We start from the raw sequence: 16,106 nt of genomic DNA on the forward strand, positions 1-16,106 counted from the left end.
AATATGTATGTATGGAATTCCTAAGGACATCCCACGAAAATAGTAACACTGATTGGGGGTTTTGGCAACGTTTCCATTTTAAATTTTCTTAATATTTTCTCTTGCCGATATAGTTTGCGATATTTTTTAGGCTTTTCTTTACCCGGTTATATGGAAGGTGCTCCAGATCTTTCAGGGCTCTATCCAGATACATCCTGCTGAGCTCATGGGACCGGTCGATGGCATCGGTTGCCAGGATGGAAGATATGACCTCTTTCATTTCGTCCGGGGTGGTATATTCCGTCACTCTTTCAATCTTGGATTTCAAATCCGGGTTTTCCATGGCGTACAGAATCGGAAGGGTGATATTCCCTTGCCACAAGTCACTTCCCGCCGGTTTCCCGAGTTCTTCCTCACTTGCTGTAAGGTCCAGGATATCATCCGTGATCTGAAAACTCATTCCAACATTGTAACCAAATCGGTAAAGACGCCTGTGAATCTCTTCAGGCGCTCCGGAAGAAATAGCACCGAGCTGGCAGCTTACGGCAATAAGCAAGGCGGTTTTCCTTTTAATACGTAAAAGATAATTCCGCAGGTTCTGATCAAATCGATATTTATCTTCGATTTGAGCGATTTCACCCTTACATAATTCCACCAATGTGTGTGATAAAATCTGATGTGCTTCAGGAACTTTAATAGATGTCATATATTCAAGGGCCCGAGCAAAAATATAATCCCCTGTATACATCGCGATACGATTATCCCATTGGGCTTTAATCGTCGGTTTACCTCTTCTCAACTCTGCATCGTCGATCACATCGTCGTGTACAAGGGAAGCCATGTGCATCAGCTCTAATGCTACCGCTACATTTTTCACAATATTAATATCGTATTGTCCGAATTTGGCAGACAGCAAAACAAACACCGGCCGGATCCTCTTCCCACCTGCTTGAAGAAGGTGAAGAGAGGCCTCTTGTAAAAGCAGGGATTCTGACTCGATCGCCACTTCCAATTCCTTTTCAATTTCATCTATATCCGCTTTAAGAAACGAATACATCCTGTTTAGCTTCATAGTTTTTCCACCTAATTTACGAATTTCTTACTTTCTGCCGGAATGCATAGCAGCAACCCCGCCACTATACGGCTTCACATGTATGTCTTTAAAGCCTGCTTCTTCAAACATCTGTGCAAGCTCCTTCATGCCCGGAAAATCCCTGGCAGATTCCTGAAGCCAGGAATATTCATTAAAGCTCTTGGCGAAGATCTTCCCGAACAGGGGCATCACAAAACGGAAATATGCGTAATACATCTGTTTGAATCCAAACATGGTAGGTTGGGAGGTTTCAAGGCAGACGGCCATCCCTCCAGGTTTCACTACCCGGTTCATTTCCTTCAGGACGTGGAGGTAGTCAGGGACATTTCGCAAACCGAAACCAATGGTCACATAATCAAACGTGTTATCGTCGAAAGGGAGCTCCATGGCGTTCCCATGAATGAGTTCGATATTGTTCAGGTGGGACTCTTTGACTTTCTCTTTACCGATCGAAAGCATATTTTGACTGAAATCAAGACCCACCACACTGCCGGACTCACCGACTTCTTCCCCCATGGCCAATGTCCAGTCCGCAGTACCACAGCAAACGTCAAGTGCCTTGGAGCCAGGCTTCACATTCATATGCTTCATGGTATCTTTTCTCCACTTTATATGCTGTTGGAAACTGATGACGGAGTTCATCTTATCATAATTGGAATAAATTTTTTCAAAAACTCCGTGAACTTTTTGTTCTTTCGACTGCTGCATGTTGTTTTACCCTTCTTCCGCGTATAATTTGGTCATTGGTTCAGGCTCCACATAAGGTAACAGCTCCACAATAAGCTTCTTAAAATATGGCGTGTCCGGCTCGATGGTCTCTAACTGCCCTTGGACCTTTCTCTTTGTCATTTCTATGAGTTCATCTATTTGAGATAGCACATGTCCCGTTTCTTTCTTTGTTAAATGGAAGTCCGGTGAAGTCTGATCTGTCCGTTTGGATAATGTCGTCAGGGCACGGATAAAGCTCGTATACTGCGAATGCCCGAGACTAATTTTCTCCTGAACGAGCTTCTTGTAAAGCAGGGCTTCTTCTACAATCTCGATCCATTGATTGTCTTCAAAGGAACGATAGAAGTTGGACACAATCGCTGATTCTCTGGTCTTTAACTTCTTCATGAGTTCAGCGATGCTTTTATGTTCGTCCTTGTATATGGAAATTTTGCTTTCATTTATTTCTTTGATCGCTTTTGCTAAATGTGAGATAAGTTCAACATCATCTGTTTCTGCGAGGATCTTATAATAGAGGCTGCTGAAGTACACTCCAGCGAGAACTGTCAGCTGCCTTTCCTTCAAGGAATCACGTTCAGAGATTGTAACCTTTTCATGTGTATCAAGGGCTATCTGCAATAACATGGCAGTCGAAATCCACTGTACAACTTCTTTACTCATCGTCCGTCCTTCGCTTACGAAAGGCAGGAGCAGAAAATAGATCCGGTCCCGGTCAATATACGGTTGATCGATATATCCCTTTAGATAAGAGTGATGCAACTGCTCTTCTATGTATTGATGAATGATATTCGCTTGATGGTTACAATCAATGAATTTCATACCCTGTAATCCCCATTTCTACTATGTATCGGTCTAAAAATTTCAGCATTAAATATTATACCATAAAATCCTCCACAATAGGGAGCATGAGTCTCATCCCCCTTAAGGAGATTATAACAAAGGGGACGACCACGAAGCTGAAAACTTCTTAGTCCGTCCCTCCTTTATTCTCTCTATCAGCCAAAAGCAGAATAGAAGATTATTTCTTATTATCACTCTCAACCTCGCCGTAACTGGTGACGATCGTCGCTTTCCCTCTTACCTTGATGGCAGAAGTGTGATCCGTAAATTGGGCAATCATCACTTCCCCTTTATCCAGCTTCTCTGAGTGATGAAACCTGGTGTCCGTCCCTCTTGTCAGTCCGATCACATTCACGCCGTCTTCAATTGCTTTGATGACAATATAATCATTTGAATTCATTCGTCGTCACTCCTAATTCTTTATAAAAGAAAGAACTTCACTGCGTGCCTGAGCGTCTTCTTTGAACGTACCCCTGACAGCTGTCGTCACTGTACTTGATCCCGGCTTCTTCACGCCTCTCATCGTCATGCACATATGCTCCGCTTCAACGACTACCATGGCACCGTGAGGAAGAAGGGTTTCCATGATCGTATCCGCCACTGTGGATGTGATTCTTTCTTGAAGCTGAGGGCGCTTGGCAACGGATTCAACTGCCCTTGCAAGTTTACTTAATCCTGCCACCTTACCATCCCTTGGAATATACGCAACATGTGCTTTTCCGAAGAAAGGGACAAGGTGATGCTCGCACATTGAATAGAATGGAATATCCTTTACCAGTACGAGTTCTTCATGTTCTTCACTGAATATGGTTTCAAAGTATTCTTTCGGATCATGATCGAGTCCAGAAAAAACTTCTGCATACATTTTCGCCACGCGTTTTGGCGTATCTAATAAGCCTTCTCTATTAGGATTCTCTCCAATAGCTTCTAATATTAATCGAACTGCTTCTTCTATTTGGCCATGATTGACTTGTGCCATAATGTTGTCCTCCTAAAATAACTTAAAGAAATAGTAACATTGTTAATATTAGCACAAGCCCATAATGTCATCAAAGACTAGTGCTTTAGAAGTTTTATAATAATATAAAACATACGATAATAGAAGAAAACTTCATACATAATTATCAGGAGGACGCTTCATACTATTAGAGAAAAAACAAAAAGGCCGCATAATTATGCGACCTTCCCGTTACGCTCAAAGTATGTAATTATTTTACAGCTTCTTTAAGCGCTTTACCTGGTTTGAAAGCAGGTACTTTGCTAGCTGAGATTTCGATCTCTTCACCTGTTTGTGGGTTGCGACCTTTACGGGCTGCACGCTCACGTACTTCGAAGTTACCGAATCCGATTAATTGTACTTTATCACCGTTTGCAAGTGAATTTTGAATTGTATCGAAAACAGCGTCAACCGCTTTAGTAGCGTCCTTCTTAGATAGCTCAGCAGCTTCTGCAACAGCATTGATAAGTTCTGTCTTGTTCATGCCATTCACCTCCTCCCAAGGAAATGTCTCAGTCATGATTCATTTACTTTAATATCATTAGTAAACAACTTTAGCGAATTCTATACATGATGTGTAGAAAAAACGCTTGAAAACGTTGCTGAATCAATATTCAACAACAATTCTGTTAAAAGATTATCACAATAGATTAACCTTAGCAAGAACAAATCAAGAAATAATGGGAATCTTTTCTTATTTGCAACACAAATGTAATAGAATCACCATCCATCCCTTTATTCTCGCACTCTAATCAACCTACCACTTCTTTCGGATGACTGCAACCGATACCCTCATCTGTCAGGTACTCTAACTTACTTCCCAACCTGGGAATGCCTTAAACATTGATATCCGTTTCTCACCCGGTATGCATACCTGAAAGGATGGCACCCCTCTAGAGTATTACCTTCCAGAAACCCATATATACCAAGTGTTCATAGCAAATGACGTCGTTTTGATACCCTTCTATCAGACTACTGAAAATTTATAATTATGCAATGTGAATATCTACAGTCCCAGGGGGATTTGCTTAAGAAAATAAAAACAAAAAAATGACCCTCCTAAGAAGGTCAAAGACATTTATAATATAATGGCGATCAATCCACCCGATCCTTCGTTGATGATTCTTTCTAATGTATCTTTTAGCTTATATCTTGCATTTTCAGGCATCAGGGAGAGTTTAGCCTGAATACCTTCTCTTACGATGGAACTCAGGCTTCTGCCGAAAATATCGGAGTTCCAGATGGAAAGCGGATCATCTTCGAAATCCTGCATCAGGTAGCGCACCAATTCTTCGCTCTGTTTCTCTGTCCCGATGATCGGTTCAAACTTGGACTGTACATCCACTTTGATCATGTGTATGGATGGAGCCACCGCTTTCAAGCTGACGCCGAATCTTGCCCCTTGCCTGATGATTTCAGGTTCATCCAGACTCATATCGTTCAATGAAGGAGCAGCTATGCCATATCCAGTTTGCTTCACCATTCTCAGCGCGTCTGAAATTTGATCATATTCGGCTTTTGCATGTGCGAAATCCTGCATTAATTCAAGTAAGTGATCTTTCCCCCGAATTTCCACCCCTACTATTTCCTTCAGGACTTCATCATACAGCTCATCCGGGGCGTACAGGTCGATTTCAGCAATCCCCTGGCCCATATCGATACCGGCAAGCCCCGCACGTTCGATATGATCGAATTCACTGAAGTAGTGGACAACCCGATCGACATCCCGGAGTCGCTTAATATCCTTGACCGTTTCTTTCACGGCTTCCTGGTAGTTCTGTCTTAACCAATGCTCTTCTTTCAGTACCATTACCCAGCTTGGAAGATTGACATTCACCTCAAGAACCGGGAATTCAAATAGCGCTTCTCTCAGGACGTTTAATACATCCGAGTCCCTCATACTTTCTACACTCATGGCGAGGACTGGTATGTCATATTTATCCTGAAGTTTCACTCTAAGGTCTTCTGTTTCAGGAGCATGCGGTCTCGCTGAGTTGATGACCATGATAAATGGTTTACCCACTTCTTTCAGTTCCTCTATGACCCTTTCTTCTGCCTCAATGTAGTCCCCTCTGCCAATTTCCCCGATGGAGCCGTCGGTTGTCACAACCACTCCGATCGTAGAATGTTCCTGGATGACTTTCCGCGTGCCGATCTCGGCTGCTTCATGGAATGGAATAGGCTCTTCATACCATGGTGTATTGATCATCCTGGGACCATTTTCATCTTCATACCCTTTGGCACCCGGGACCGTATATCCTACACAATCTACCAATCTTATATTTACTTCGAGGCCTTCATCGACGTGAACAGAGATGGCTTGATTCGGAACAAATTTCGGTTCAGTCGTCATGATCGTCCTGCCTGCCGCACTCTGAGGCAACTCATCCTGCGCCCTTGCACGTTCTGACTCACTTGCGATGTTAGGAAGGACGACAAGTTCCATGAACTTCTTGATGAATGTTGATTTTCCTGTTCTAACTGCTCCTACCACACCTAAATAGATATCTCCGCCTGTTCTTTCGGCAATGTCTTTAAATAGATCGACTCTTTCCAAGAGATTCCCTCCCATCTTATATTCCAGGGATGTTTCATCCGTGTATTCTGTGTCTCACATTCTATATTTATGATGTTGTCCCAATGACTTATGACTATTAATATGCTTTTTTTCCCTCCTTATGATGAAAAGTGAAAAATTTATTATGTCTTTAGCATTTATGATCATTTGTTTTGATGAAATAACCCTATAAAGGATGACATAAAAATAATAACCCTTCCCTTACAATATATTTTGCAAGAAAAGGGTTATGCCTATTTTGTCATAAAGACAGGTTCGTTATTTTCATCAACCGTATACGGTAAAGAATATGCAGGAACAAAGTATGTATCTTTTACTAGTAAATCCCGGATATCTTCACCTTTTTTAAATTCTTTATCCCCCGATTTGAGTTCTTCAAATAAATCCATTGAATAATCCACATAAATGTCTCCGTCCCCGTTGATGACAAGGGGAAGATTTTTGTTGGAATACGGGCTATTGACGTAGACTTCTTCGTCATAGCCAAGCTCCTTATAATTCAGTGTATAGACATTGTGTGCTACTTCTTTTTTGAACGGAGGATAGTCTTGTGCCTGGATCCTGATTTTCAATTCCCTTATCTGTTCAGCCATTCGAAGATCGAATATCTTGACTTCCGGCTTTTCTTCCACATTCACCAGAACATATTGAAAGATTCCGCCATTTTCAAAGGCATTCCCCGGGATTTCGGGTAAGTATCGGGGGGATAATTTCCTGAAATCAATCGGATATTTCTGATAGATGGGGGTATCCTGATCCCGGGTCTTGATCGGAAGCAGTCCACTATTGTCTTTCTGATAGGTTTCCACTGCCTCCTGTACAGCCTTCACCTGGGTTTCATAAGGAATCTGATTCTGACTTAACTCTTCATCCGGATACAAACAACCTGAAAGTATACTCATCGTCAGTATGAGGAGTAGTGCTGTTATACTATAGCGCTTCAATCTAAAACGTCCTTTCAATCGGGCGGATCCTAATTGGTAGGTCCGCTGAATACTATATAAATCATCATGAGCCCACCAGCGATCATCAGTATGTATGCCATGAAAGCTGTGATAAAACGCAGGAATTTCTGCTTAATCTTATACCTGCTGAAATAGATCGTTAATATGGCAAAAACCATGAATCCCATTGAGGCAAACGAAATCCACATCTTCATCATCGAATCCAAAGTACATCCCTCCTGTTATCGAATGTATTATATCATAAGATTTTTACTAAAGAATAGAAAAGAATGGTTGTTCAAGAATCTGTTACAACCATATTGGGGAGGATGGATGGAAATCAAAAAAAAGCTTCTCAAGTATTTCAACATCAAAGACGTCAACATACTAAGAGAAGCTCTAAATAAGGGAGACCTACCCATCCATAGGCAAAGCTGTATATATTCATGACAGTGTATGCAGAAAGATCAGTGTACGCATCCTCGAATGCCTATAAATCGAGGAATATTTGTGCATTATGCAAAAATAATCATTTTTACGTGCCTATTTTCCGGATCAGGTTAAGCGTTCATCCAGAATATTCACAAGGTCTTCCATTTCATTTGTTTTCACTCGACCCATCAGATGATCGACGGCTTCTTTCGCTTCAACTTTATTGAAGAGGACATCGTAAAGTGCATCCGTAATCGGCATATTCACTTCATATTTCAGAGCAAGCTGATGGGCTGCTTTCGTCGTGCGCACCCCTTCTACGACCATGCCCATGTTGGCCAGGACCTCATCCAGATTATGACCCTTACCGAGCATATTCCCGGCTCTCCAGTTTCTCGAGTGCACACTTGTACACGTCACGATGAGGTCACCGATTCCCGTTAACCCTGAAAACGTCAGGGGATTCGCACCCATCTTCGTTCCTAAACGGGCAATCTCAGCAAGTCCGCGTGTAATCAGAGCCGCTTTGGCGTTATCTCCGTACCCCAAGCCGTCTGTAATTCCGGCAGCAAGGGCAATGATATTCTTTAGTGCCCCACCAATTTCAACCCCCAGGAGATCCGGGTTTGTGTATACACGAAAATTCATGTTCATGAACATATCCTGAACTTCTTCGGCAGCCTTCATATCCTTAGACGAAACAGTCACGGTGGTCGGATGCCTTAAGCTCACTTCTTCAGCGTGGCTTGGTCCTGATAGTACCACTACTGTATGTAAATTCTCAGGTGCCATTTCATCTTCGATCAATTCCGAAATTCTGAGGAGGGAATCAGGTTCAATTCCCTTACTTACATGGACCACGGTCAATGGTGAACGTTGAACCTCTTGAATCTGCCCCAGGACCCCGCGGATCGCTTTCGTTGGAACAGCCAGAATGATGGTATCAACGCCATCCAATGACTCCCCAAGGTCGTGATAACCAATAATGGATTCAGGAAGTTCGATGTCTTTCAAATACTTTTGATTGGTATGCTTAGAGTTGATTTCATCGATTTGTTCTTTTTTGTGGCCCCATAACCTAACTTCCAGTCCATTATCAGCCAGTACCATCGCCAGGGCTGTGCCCCAGCTTCCTGCTCCGACTACCGTTACATTTTTTGAACTTTTCATTTTTACACCCACCTTATTATTTTCTAGCACGCGCAATAATACGAATAGGAGTTCCTTCAAATCCAAATGCATCACGGATTCTATTTTCCAAGAATCTTTCGTAAGAGAAGTGCATTAATTCAGGGTCATTGACGAACACAACGAAAGTAGGAGGCTTTACAGCCACTTGTGTCGCATAGTAAATCCGTAATCTCTTTCCATTATCCGTCGGTGTCGGATTCATGGCAACAGCATCCATGACCACTTCGTTCAGCACACTGGATTGTACACGCATGGCGTGATTTTCACTTGCCGTATTAATGATAGGCAGCAAGGTGTGAATGCGCTTCTTGGTTTTCGCAGAAAGGAAGACGATTGGAGCATAGTCCAGGAATTGAAAATGTTCCCTGATATTCTTTTCCCATTTATTCATCGTTTTCTCATCTTTGTCCACGACATCCCATTTATTCACGACAATGACGACAGCACGACCGGCATCATGTGCATACCCTGCGATTTTCTTATCCTGTTCGATGATTCCTTCTTCACCGTCTATGACTGATAGGACGACATCCGATCGCTCAATGGCTCTGAGAGCTCTTAACACACTGTACTTTTCAGTGGTTTCATACACTTTCCCTTTTTTCCTCATGCCCGCTGTGTCAATGATGACGTAATCCTGTCCATCATACGTATAGGAGGAGTCAATGGCATCCCGTGTCGTGCCTGCTACATTACTGACGATGACACGGTCTTCTCCTAATAAAGCGTTGACTAAAGAAGATTTCCCTACATTCGGACGACCGATCAAGGAAAATTTGATGACATCTTCCGCATAGTCCTCTTCCTCTTCCTGTTTGAAGTTCTTGACGACTTCGTCGAGTAGATCTCCCAGACCAAGTCCATGGGAACCTGAAATAGGATACGGTTCGCCAAATCCTAGAGAGTAGAAATCATAAATCATTTCCCTCATTTCAGGATTATCGATTTTGTTTATCCCTAATACGACCGGTTTCTTTGATCTGTAAAGAATTTTGGCAACAATTTCATCTGCGGCTGTGACGCCTTCACGGCCATTCGTCAAGAATACAATGACATCGGCTTCATCAATCGCAATTTCAGCCTGCTGTCTGATCTGATCCAGGAATGGTTCATTTCCCAGTTCAATCCCGCCTGTATCGATGATATTAAATTCATGCGTCAGCCATTCTGCAGAACTATATATACGGTCCCTTGTTACACCAGGTACATCTTCAACGATGGATATTCTTTCCCCAACAATTCTATTAAAGATCGTGGACTTCCCGACGTTCGGACGCCCTACGATTGCTACTACTGGTTTAGTCACGTTCATCACCCTTTCTGTAAGAAGTTGTTTCGTTCTTACATTTCCTCTTTTTAAGCCTGTTCAATCATTTTCATTAACTGGCACAAGAAGGACCGGCCCTTAAGGTAATGTTTCCTTATGGGACAGTCCCCCCTAACTTTACTATTTTATCAGTAAAAGAATAAACTGGCAATCAATGTTTTACAATGATGAACAGTCCCTCATCTAATTCATGGGCAATCCCGTCCAGAATGGCTTCCAGGTTTGCGCAGATTTTTTGTAATTCATCATCCGTTTTACAATAAAACACACTTGTGCCACTCGGTACTTTTTCAGGTGTCGTCGTTACGGTTGCAAGGATGAATTTCTGTATGGTCGTACTCATTTTAACTTACTCCCCTCCTGATTCGCTTTCGACTCAGACGGCATCCTTATGGCATTTTCGAGAGTTGGTACCTGCCCAAGAATGGCTATGGCCTTCTCTACGTCCTTTCGCTGAGGAAGGACAAATACCCCGACTCTTCCATCATCCAGATCCCTCTTGGCGAGCGGTGTCAAAGCAGGAGTTCCCGAATCCTTAAAAATCCCGAGGGAAGTGGACATATCATGGAGAATGGCCTGTCGCTGACCCAGATTGGCGAGTGTCGACCTTGCATCAAACGATTTGGGTGAAAGGATGAACCCCATCCCATATCGGAGGATCTCTTCCTGCCTTACTTTAAGCCCTATATTCATGATGTAAATATTATCAACATATAATCCTGCTCCATCAAAATGAGGCTTTACATATTCAATGTCAACGATATCCTTCAACCGCCCACCGGCCATTAATTTATGAGCAAGCACCATGCAGATCGCACTGATCCCTAAAGCGGCATATATATTAAAAACGATGTAGGCGATCGTAGCAAGAAGAGAGGTGAAAATAACCAAGTAATTTCGACTTTCAAATGCAATGGCTATCCCCTCAATGTAGGTAGCTCCTCTAGGGACAAGCTCATAAGCATCCAGTTCTGTCAACGTGTTTCTCTCCATATTTCTCACATCACGGAACTGAGAAGCCGCAACCGTCAAGAACGTTATCGCCGTGAAATTCTCCTCCAATAAAGCAGGGATTGCAATGGTGCCAAGTCCCGCCGCAATGAATCCAAGGGCTATATGTATGATCTTACCATGAAGATACGTTGGATATTGACGATAGTCAGTGCGAAGCATATAGATCCTTGTAAGGGTCCCCACCACCACGCCAAAGATCACCGGATACACATACACATTCATAGATTCTTCATTTCCCCCTTATTTGTTTGCGTCTTGATGTGAACAGCCTGATTTATTTCCACCACTATTTTCAAGGCTGATAAAAGCCCGATGGTTAAAGCAAGTACGTCCAGGTAAGCAGGACCTCCAATCGAATAGTAGAAACCAACCTTGTTTAATGGGATGCTCAGAAAAAAGTCACCGATCACACTGCTTAAAGCGACCGCAATGAGACGAAGCCTAAATTGGGAGGAGTGGCTGTAGAAAAGAACACCTACGAGTACCAACGACAAAGAAAGGATAATATTCCGATCTATAAACATAAGTACCGGGTCATAAATGGAAATCAATGCGATTCCCGCATAGAGCATCCCTATGGAGAGAACAGCTACGAGCATATATAACTTCTCTCTCAAGCTTAATTTTCGTATATAAACAATACAAATGAGTGCAAGTACAATAATTGGGAACGATACTTCTACAGAACCGGCCATCAATCCATGTGGAAATACACATATGAGCAATAAACACAGAAACGAATAACGAAAACGGTCCGGATGCGTTTTTCTCAATATAAATGTCGTATATACCCATATTCCCCACAGTAACCATAAATACAATATGCCATCCATCAGCACACTCTCCTTCCTATTATCTCCATTATGGAAAATCTTTATGTATCTCATTCATGTATGAATCAACTTTCCAAAGAAAAAATATAGAAAGGAGGTGTTTTCAAATGGGTAAAGACCGACAAGAGAAAAAGCTGAAACAAAGCAAGCGAGTGGAATCAGACCGTGACCAGGGCGTACATTACAACGGAGCGACAAGCCTCGAAGGACCGGAAAAAGCTAAACGCTAAAAGCATGAACGGATAGATTGAAAGCGAGAAGCCTAAACACTATCGAGGGCTCATATCCATCAATTGGTAGTAATCCGGCCGAAATGGCCAAAAATTCAGCCATTTTGAGTGGATATCCTGCGGAAATCGAACGGAATCCGGCCGTTTTGAGGGAAAATCCAGCCGTTTCATGTTGAAATCCAGCCATTTAACAAAAATATCCAAACAGAACGGATCAAAACCAACAAACTAAAACCCACGCAACAAAAAAAGAACGAATTCTCACTCATGAGAATTCGTTCTTTTTACATACACCTATTGCTGTACCCCCGGGGATTCAACCCTCTCGTTTCAAGCCAATGGTATACGTGGCCGGATAATACCATGGGTACCTTATGAAGATCGTCAATCCGTCTACATCCAAGCGCACTCATTAAAAACTGAATATCAGTATGAATTTGATTCACTTCATCAATGGTATCCTTCAAACCCGATTCCAGCAGCCGTTTGAGGATGACACCGGCCATTCCAACAGCAGATGCCCCTAAACCAAGGGACTTAACGATGTCCAGGCTGTTCTGGATGCCACCGGAAGCAAGGATCGGCTTATCTGAGACGCCATGGCTCTCAACAATCGATATCGCAGTGGGAATCCCCCATTCATCAAAGAAATCCAACATACGCTTTCTCCGTTGGTTCTCGATTTTCGAAAAGTTCGTTCCGCCGAATCCGCCTATATCGATGGCTGAAATCGTTGAGTTGGACAAGGATTCAGCAGCCTCTTTACTGATCCCAAAACCCGTCTCTTTCACAATCACAGGTACTGAAAGATTCTCAGCAATATGCTGTATCCTCTCCAAGGCCCCCCGGAAGTCACGGTCCCCTTCAGGCATCGTCAATTCCTGAATCACGTTCAAATGAATCTGCAGGGCGTCGGCTCTGATCATCTCAACGGCATCTCTTGCCTGTTGAACAGTGGCCTCACTCCCCAAATTCCCGAAAACCATCCCATCCCGGTTGTGCTTCCGAACGACTTCATACGTTTTTCGTTCAGCAGGGTCTTTAAGAGCTGACATTTGGGATCCTACCGCAATGGCCAGCCCCGTTTCCCTGGAAAGAATCGATAATTCCTGATTGATTTTTGTAGTGGATTCTCCACCTCCACCAGTCATAGCATTTATGAAAATTGGCGAACTCCATGTAAGTTCGCCAATTTCAGTCTGCAGATGAACCTCATCTACTGCTATATTCGGTAAGCTTTGGTGGACAAAAGCCACTTCATCGAAACCGGTCTTCCGTTGTTGACCGGTTGATAAAGCATAATTAATGTGGTCTTGCTTTCTTTGAGCTCTCGTCACAATTCATCACCATTACTTAAGATCTTTTAATTTGTCTCCAATCATTTCACCTAATTGGAACCCGGTGCTTTCTTCGGGCATTTCGTAATCCGTTACTTCTTCCTCTTTTTCCTCAAGAGCCTTGATGCTTAAAGATAAGCGTTGATCATTTTCATTCACGTCAAGCACCTTCACTTTTACATCCTGGTTCTCCTGAAGCACTTCATGCGGAGTACCGATATGTTTATGTGAAATTTGAGAGATATGAACAAGTCCTTCCACTCCAGGGAACACTTCTACAAATGCACCGTAAGATACAAGGCGTTTTACGACACCATCCAACACGCTTCCTTTAGGAGCCTTGCCTGTGATGTCACTCCATGGCCCAGGAAGGGTTTCTTTGATGGATAATGAAATCCGTTCGTTATCACGATCGACACTCAGGACCTTCACCTGTACTTTTTGTCCCTCAGTCACGACATCAGAAGGCTTCTCTACATGTTCGTGGGAGAGTTGGGAAATATGAACAAGTCCGTCCACTCCACCAATGTCTACGAATGCACCGAAATCCGTAATCCTCTGGACCGTCCCTTCAAGAACGGCACCCGATTCGATATCTGTCAGCAGCTGTTTCTTCTGTTGCTGCTTCTCTGCTTCAACCACAGCACGGTGGGACAGGATCAATCGATTCTTCTCCTGGTCCAGTTCAACGATCTTGAACGTTAACGTTTTATCTTTATAATCGGAGAAATCCTCGACATAGTAATCTTCCACCAATGATGCCGGTACAAATCCCCTTACTCCGAGATCAACGACAAGACCGCCTTTCACAACGTCCTTCACTTCAGCTTCGAAGACGTCTCCATTTTCAAAGCGGACCTTCATTTCTTCCCATGCTTTTTCGGCATCCACTTTACGCTTGGATAAAACCAGCAGTTCTTCTTCCACTTTAGTCACGATTAACTCAAGTACATCCCCTTCACTGACTACATCAGAAGCTTTTTCGATATGAAGGCTTGAGAGTTCACTAATTGGAATGATGCCATCCACTTTACTATCTTGAACGTCTACTAAGACTTGTTTTTCTTCAACCTTAGTGACTGTCCCCTTAACTTTTTCACCAATTTCAAGATTCTTCACTTCAATTCCATTCATGTCTTCCATTATGTACTCCTCCTTAATCCATGACTGCAAAGATTTTGATTATTGTGAGACTTCGCAATTTAAAATATTCTTTCTACTAACTTCTAATAAATACTACTTTTTGTCAAGCGGGAAACCTTATATTATTGATTCGCATGTATGAGGTCTTCAATATGACTCATGATGATTTCCGTCGTTTTCTCCGCATTTAATCTTTCTTCACGGATACTATCCATAGGGATCGGCGGTCCGAATACAACCTTCAATTTCCTGAATGGCTTGTATGGGCCGATGATGGCACAGGGTACGACATAAGCTTCAGATCTTAATGCAAAGAAGCCCGCTCCTGCCAATCCCTTGCCGATTTGCCCTGTCTTACTTCTAGTACCCTCTGGGAACAGTCCTAAAACATCTCCCTGCTTCAGGACCTTTAATCCTTTACGGAGTGCTTCCCGGTCGCTCATCCCTCTTTTCACGGGGAATGCTCGTAGATCAGGCAGCAATTTGCCTAATACGGGAACATTGAAGAGTTCTTCTTTCGCCATGAAAGACACTGGCCTTGGGGCTGAGATCCCTACAACGGGGGGATCCAGATTATCAATGTGGTTGGCGCATAGTAAAACACCCCCATCTTTCGGGAAATGCTCCAGCCCCTTCACCTCTATCCGGTACAAAGGGGAAAGGATCGACTTAACGAGACCTCTGGCAAAGGTATATAGGTTCACTTTAACCTTTCCTTTCTACTAAAAGCATGATTTGGTCCACCACTTCTGAAATGGAAAGGGAAGTGGTGTCTATTTCCGTTGCATCCTCGGCTTTTTTCAAAGGGGCCACTTCTCTTTCAGAATCGATCTTGTCACGGCGGGCGATTTCTCCTTTTAATTGCTCCAGATCACTCGGATATCCCTTCGAGAGATTCTCCTCGTGTCTCCTTTGGGCGCGTTCGTCCACACTCGCGAGTAAGAAAACCTTGATTTCCGCATCAGGTATGACGTGGGTGCCGATATCCCTTCCATCCATCACTACAGCGCCTTCTTTTGCAAGCAGCTGCTGTCTCTTCACCATTTCTTCCCTCACACCTGAATGAACGGCCACATGGGACACTGAATTGGTCACGGAAGCCTGACGGATTTCATCTGTTACATCGTTTCCGTCCAGGTATACAAGCTGTCCCACTTCAGAAGGTTCAAGTTCGATCGTCGTTTCGGACAATAATTGATTCAATTCATTCTCATCATGCAAGTCTACGTTGTTGCTCAAAGCTTTATACGTTAAAGAGCGGTACATCGCCCCGGTATCAATATAAAGATAAGATAATTTTCCTGCCACAATTTTTGCAACGGTACTTTTCCCTGCAGCCGCAGGACCATCGATTGCAATTCTTAATTTTTTCAATTCATCCACCTACTTAAGTTCCTAATAATTTTCTTACCCATTTTAACATAAATCTCGCTGTTCGT

19 protein-coding genes are annotated in these 16,106 nt (G+C 43.0%); 1 reads left to right on the forward strand and 18 read right to left on the reverse strand.

What is annotated here, in order from left to right:
• Nucleotides 1–88 precede the first annotated feature (88 nt).
• The 14 genes from hepT to V8G47_RS10550 all read right to left on the reverse strand — a co-directional run bounded on the left by hepT (nt 89) and on the right by V8G47_RS10550 (nt 11,957).
• Nucleotides 89–1,051 carry a heptaprenyl diphosphate synthase component II gene (gene hepT / locus V8G47_RS10485; protein ID WP_336200067.1) on the reverse strand — a complete coding sequence of 321 codons (963 nt, stop codon included), beginning with the start codon at nt 1,049–1,051 and terminating at the stop codon, nt 89–91.
• A 27-nt stretch (nt 1,052–1,078) separates the two neighbouring features.
• A complete protein-coding gene (locus V8G47_RS10490) occupies nt 1,079–1,780 on the reverse strand; it encodes a demethylmenaquinone methyltransferase (protein ID WP_336200068.1) in 702 nt (233 codons plus the stop codon).
• 6 nt (nt 1,781–1,786) lie between these two features.
• Nucleotides 1,787–2,620, reverse strand: a complete 834-nt coding sequence (locus tag V8G47_RS10495; RefSeq protein ID WP_336200069.1) for a heptaprenyl diphosphate synthase component 1 — start codon at nt 2,618–2,620, stop codon at nt 1,787–1,789.
• Nucleotides 2,621–2,819: 199 nt separating this feature from the next.
• Entirely contained in the window at nt 2,820–3,041 is a 222-nt protein-coding gene (gene mtrB / locus V8G47_RS10500; RefSeq protein WP_034758340.1) for a trp RNA-binding attenuation protein MtrB, read from the reverse strand.
• 12 nt (nt 3,042–3,053) lie between these two features.
• On the reverse strand, nt 3,054–3,620 hold the full coding sequence (gene folE, locus V8G47_RS10505) for a GTP cyclohydrolase I FolE (protein ID WP_034758338.1): 567 nt from the start codon (nt 3,618–3,620) through the stop codon (nt 3,054–3,056).
• A 229-nt stretch (nt 3,621–3,849) separates the two neighbouring features.
• Entirely contained in the window at nt 3,850–4,122 is a 273-nt protein-coding gene (locus tag V8G47_RS10510; protein WP_034758336.1) for an HU family DNA-binding protein, read from the reverse strand.
• A gap of 594 nt (nt 4,123–4,716) precedes the next feature.
• Nucleotides 4,717–6,195: a stage IV sporulation protein A gene (gene spoIVA, locus V8G47_RS10515; protein ID WP_034758333.1), complete on the reverse strand. Its 1,479-nt coding sequence runs from the start codon at nt 6,193–6,195 to the stop codon at nt 4,717–4,719.
• Nucleotides 6,196–6,449: 254 nt separating this feature from the next.
• Nucleotides 6,450–7,160, reverse strand: coding sequence for a hypothetical protein (locus V8G47_RS10520; RefSeq protein WP_336200070.1), 711 nt, complete (start codon nt 7,158–7,160; stop codon nt 6,450–6,452).
• 29 nt (nt 7,161–7,189) lie between these two features.
• A complete protein-coding gene (locus V8G47_RS10525) occupies nt 7,190–7,378 on the reverse strand; it encodes a DUF2768 domain-containing protein (protein ID WP_336200175.1) in 189 nt (62 codons plus the stop codon).
• Between the two features lie 337 nt (nt 7,379–7,715).
• Nucleotides 7,716–8,762 carry an NAD(P)H-dependent glycerol-3-phosphate dehydrogenase gene (locus V8G47_RS10530; protein WP_336200071.1) on the reverse strand — a complete coding sequence of 349 codons (1,047 nt, stop codon included), beginning with the start codon at nt 8,760–8,762 and terminating at the stop codon, nt 7,716–7,718.
• Nucleotides 8,763–8,778: 16 nt separating this feature from the next.
• The gene (gene der, locus V8G47_RS10535; RefSeq protein WP_336200072.1) at nt 8,779–10,089 is read right to left on the reverse strand and encodes a ribosome biogenesis GTPase Der; all 1,311 of its coding nucleotides are present in this window, start codon (nt 10,087–10,089) and stop codon (nt 8,779–8,781) included.
• Nucleotides 10,090–10,261: 172 nt separating this feature from the next.
• Entirely contained in the window at nt 10,262–10,453 is a 192-nt protein-coding gene (locus V8G47_RS10540) for a capping complex subunit for YIEGIA (protein WP_034758320.1), read from the reverse strand.
• The gene (locus V8G47_RS10545) at nt 10,450–11,346 is read right to left on the reverse strand and encodes a YIEGIA family protein (RefSeq protein ID WP_261750514.1); all 897 of its coding nucleotides are present in this window, start codon (nt 11,344–11,346) and stop codon (nt 10,450–10,452) included. Before V8G47_RS10545 ends, V8G47_RS10540 begins: the two co-directional genes overlap by 4 nt.
• Nucleotides 11,343–11,957 carry a YphA family membrane protein gene (locus V8G47_RS10550; protein ID WP_336200073.1) on the reverse strand — a complete coding sequence of 205 codons (615 nt, stop codon included), beginning with the start codon at nt 11,955–11,957 and terminating at the stop codon, nt 11,343–11,345. The genes V8G47_RS10545 and V8G47_RS10550 overlap by 4 nt, the downstream gene beginning before the upstream one ends.
• Before the next feature lie 107 nt (nt 11,958–12,064).
• On the opposite strand from V8G47_RS10550, the gene V8G47_RS10555 reads away from it, so the two are divergent.
• Entirely contained in the window at nt 12,065–12,187 is a 123-nt protein-coding gene (locus tag V8G47_RS10555) for a YpzI family protein (protein ID WP_336200074.1), read from the forward strand.
• A 284-nt stretch (nt 12,188–12,471) separates the two neighbouring features.
• Here the strand turns inward: V8G47_RS10555 and fni are convergent, their stop codons facing one another.
• The 4 genes from fni to cmk form a co-directional block, all read right to left on the reverse strand.
• A complete protein-coding gene (gene fni, locus V8G47_RS10560; RefSeq protein WP_336200075.1) occupies nt 12,472–13,524 on the reverse strand; it encodes a type 2 isopentenyl-diphosphate Delta-isomerase in 1,053 nt (350 codons plus the stop codon).
• Between the two features lie 12 nt (nt 13,525–13,536).
• Nucleotides 13,537–14,670 carry a 30S ribosomal protein S1 gene (rpsA, locus tag V8G47_RS10565; protein WP_336200176.1) on the reverse strand — a complete coding sequence of 378 codons (1,134 nt, stop codon included), beginning with the start codon at nt 14,668–14,670 and terminating at the stop codon, nt 13,537–13,539.
• 119 nt (nt 14,671–14,789) lie between these two features.
• The gene (locus V8G47_RS10570) at nt 14,790–15,371 is read right to left on the reverse strand and encodes a lysophospholipid acyltransferase family protein (RefSeq protein ID WP_336200076.1); all 582 of its coding nucleotides are present in this window, start codon (nt 15,369–15,371) and stop codon (nt 14,790–14,792) included.
• Nucleotide 15,372: 1 nt separating this feature from the next.
• Nucleotides 15,373–16,041, reverse strand: coding sequence for a (d)CMP kinase (gene cmk / locus V8G47_RS10575; RefSeq protein ID WP_442970826.1), 669 nt, complete (start codon nt 16,039–16,041; stop codon nt 15,373–15,375).
• Nucleotides 16,042–16,106 lie beyond the last annotated feature (65 nt).

This window comes from Rossellomorea sp. LJF3 (genome assembly GCF_037046045.1).
Lineage (GTDB): Bacteria > Bacillota > Bacilli > Bacillales > Bacillaceae_B > Rossellomorea.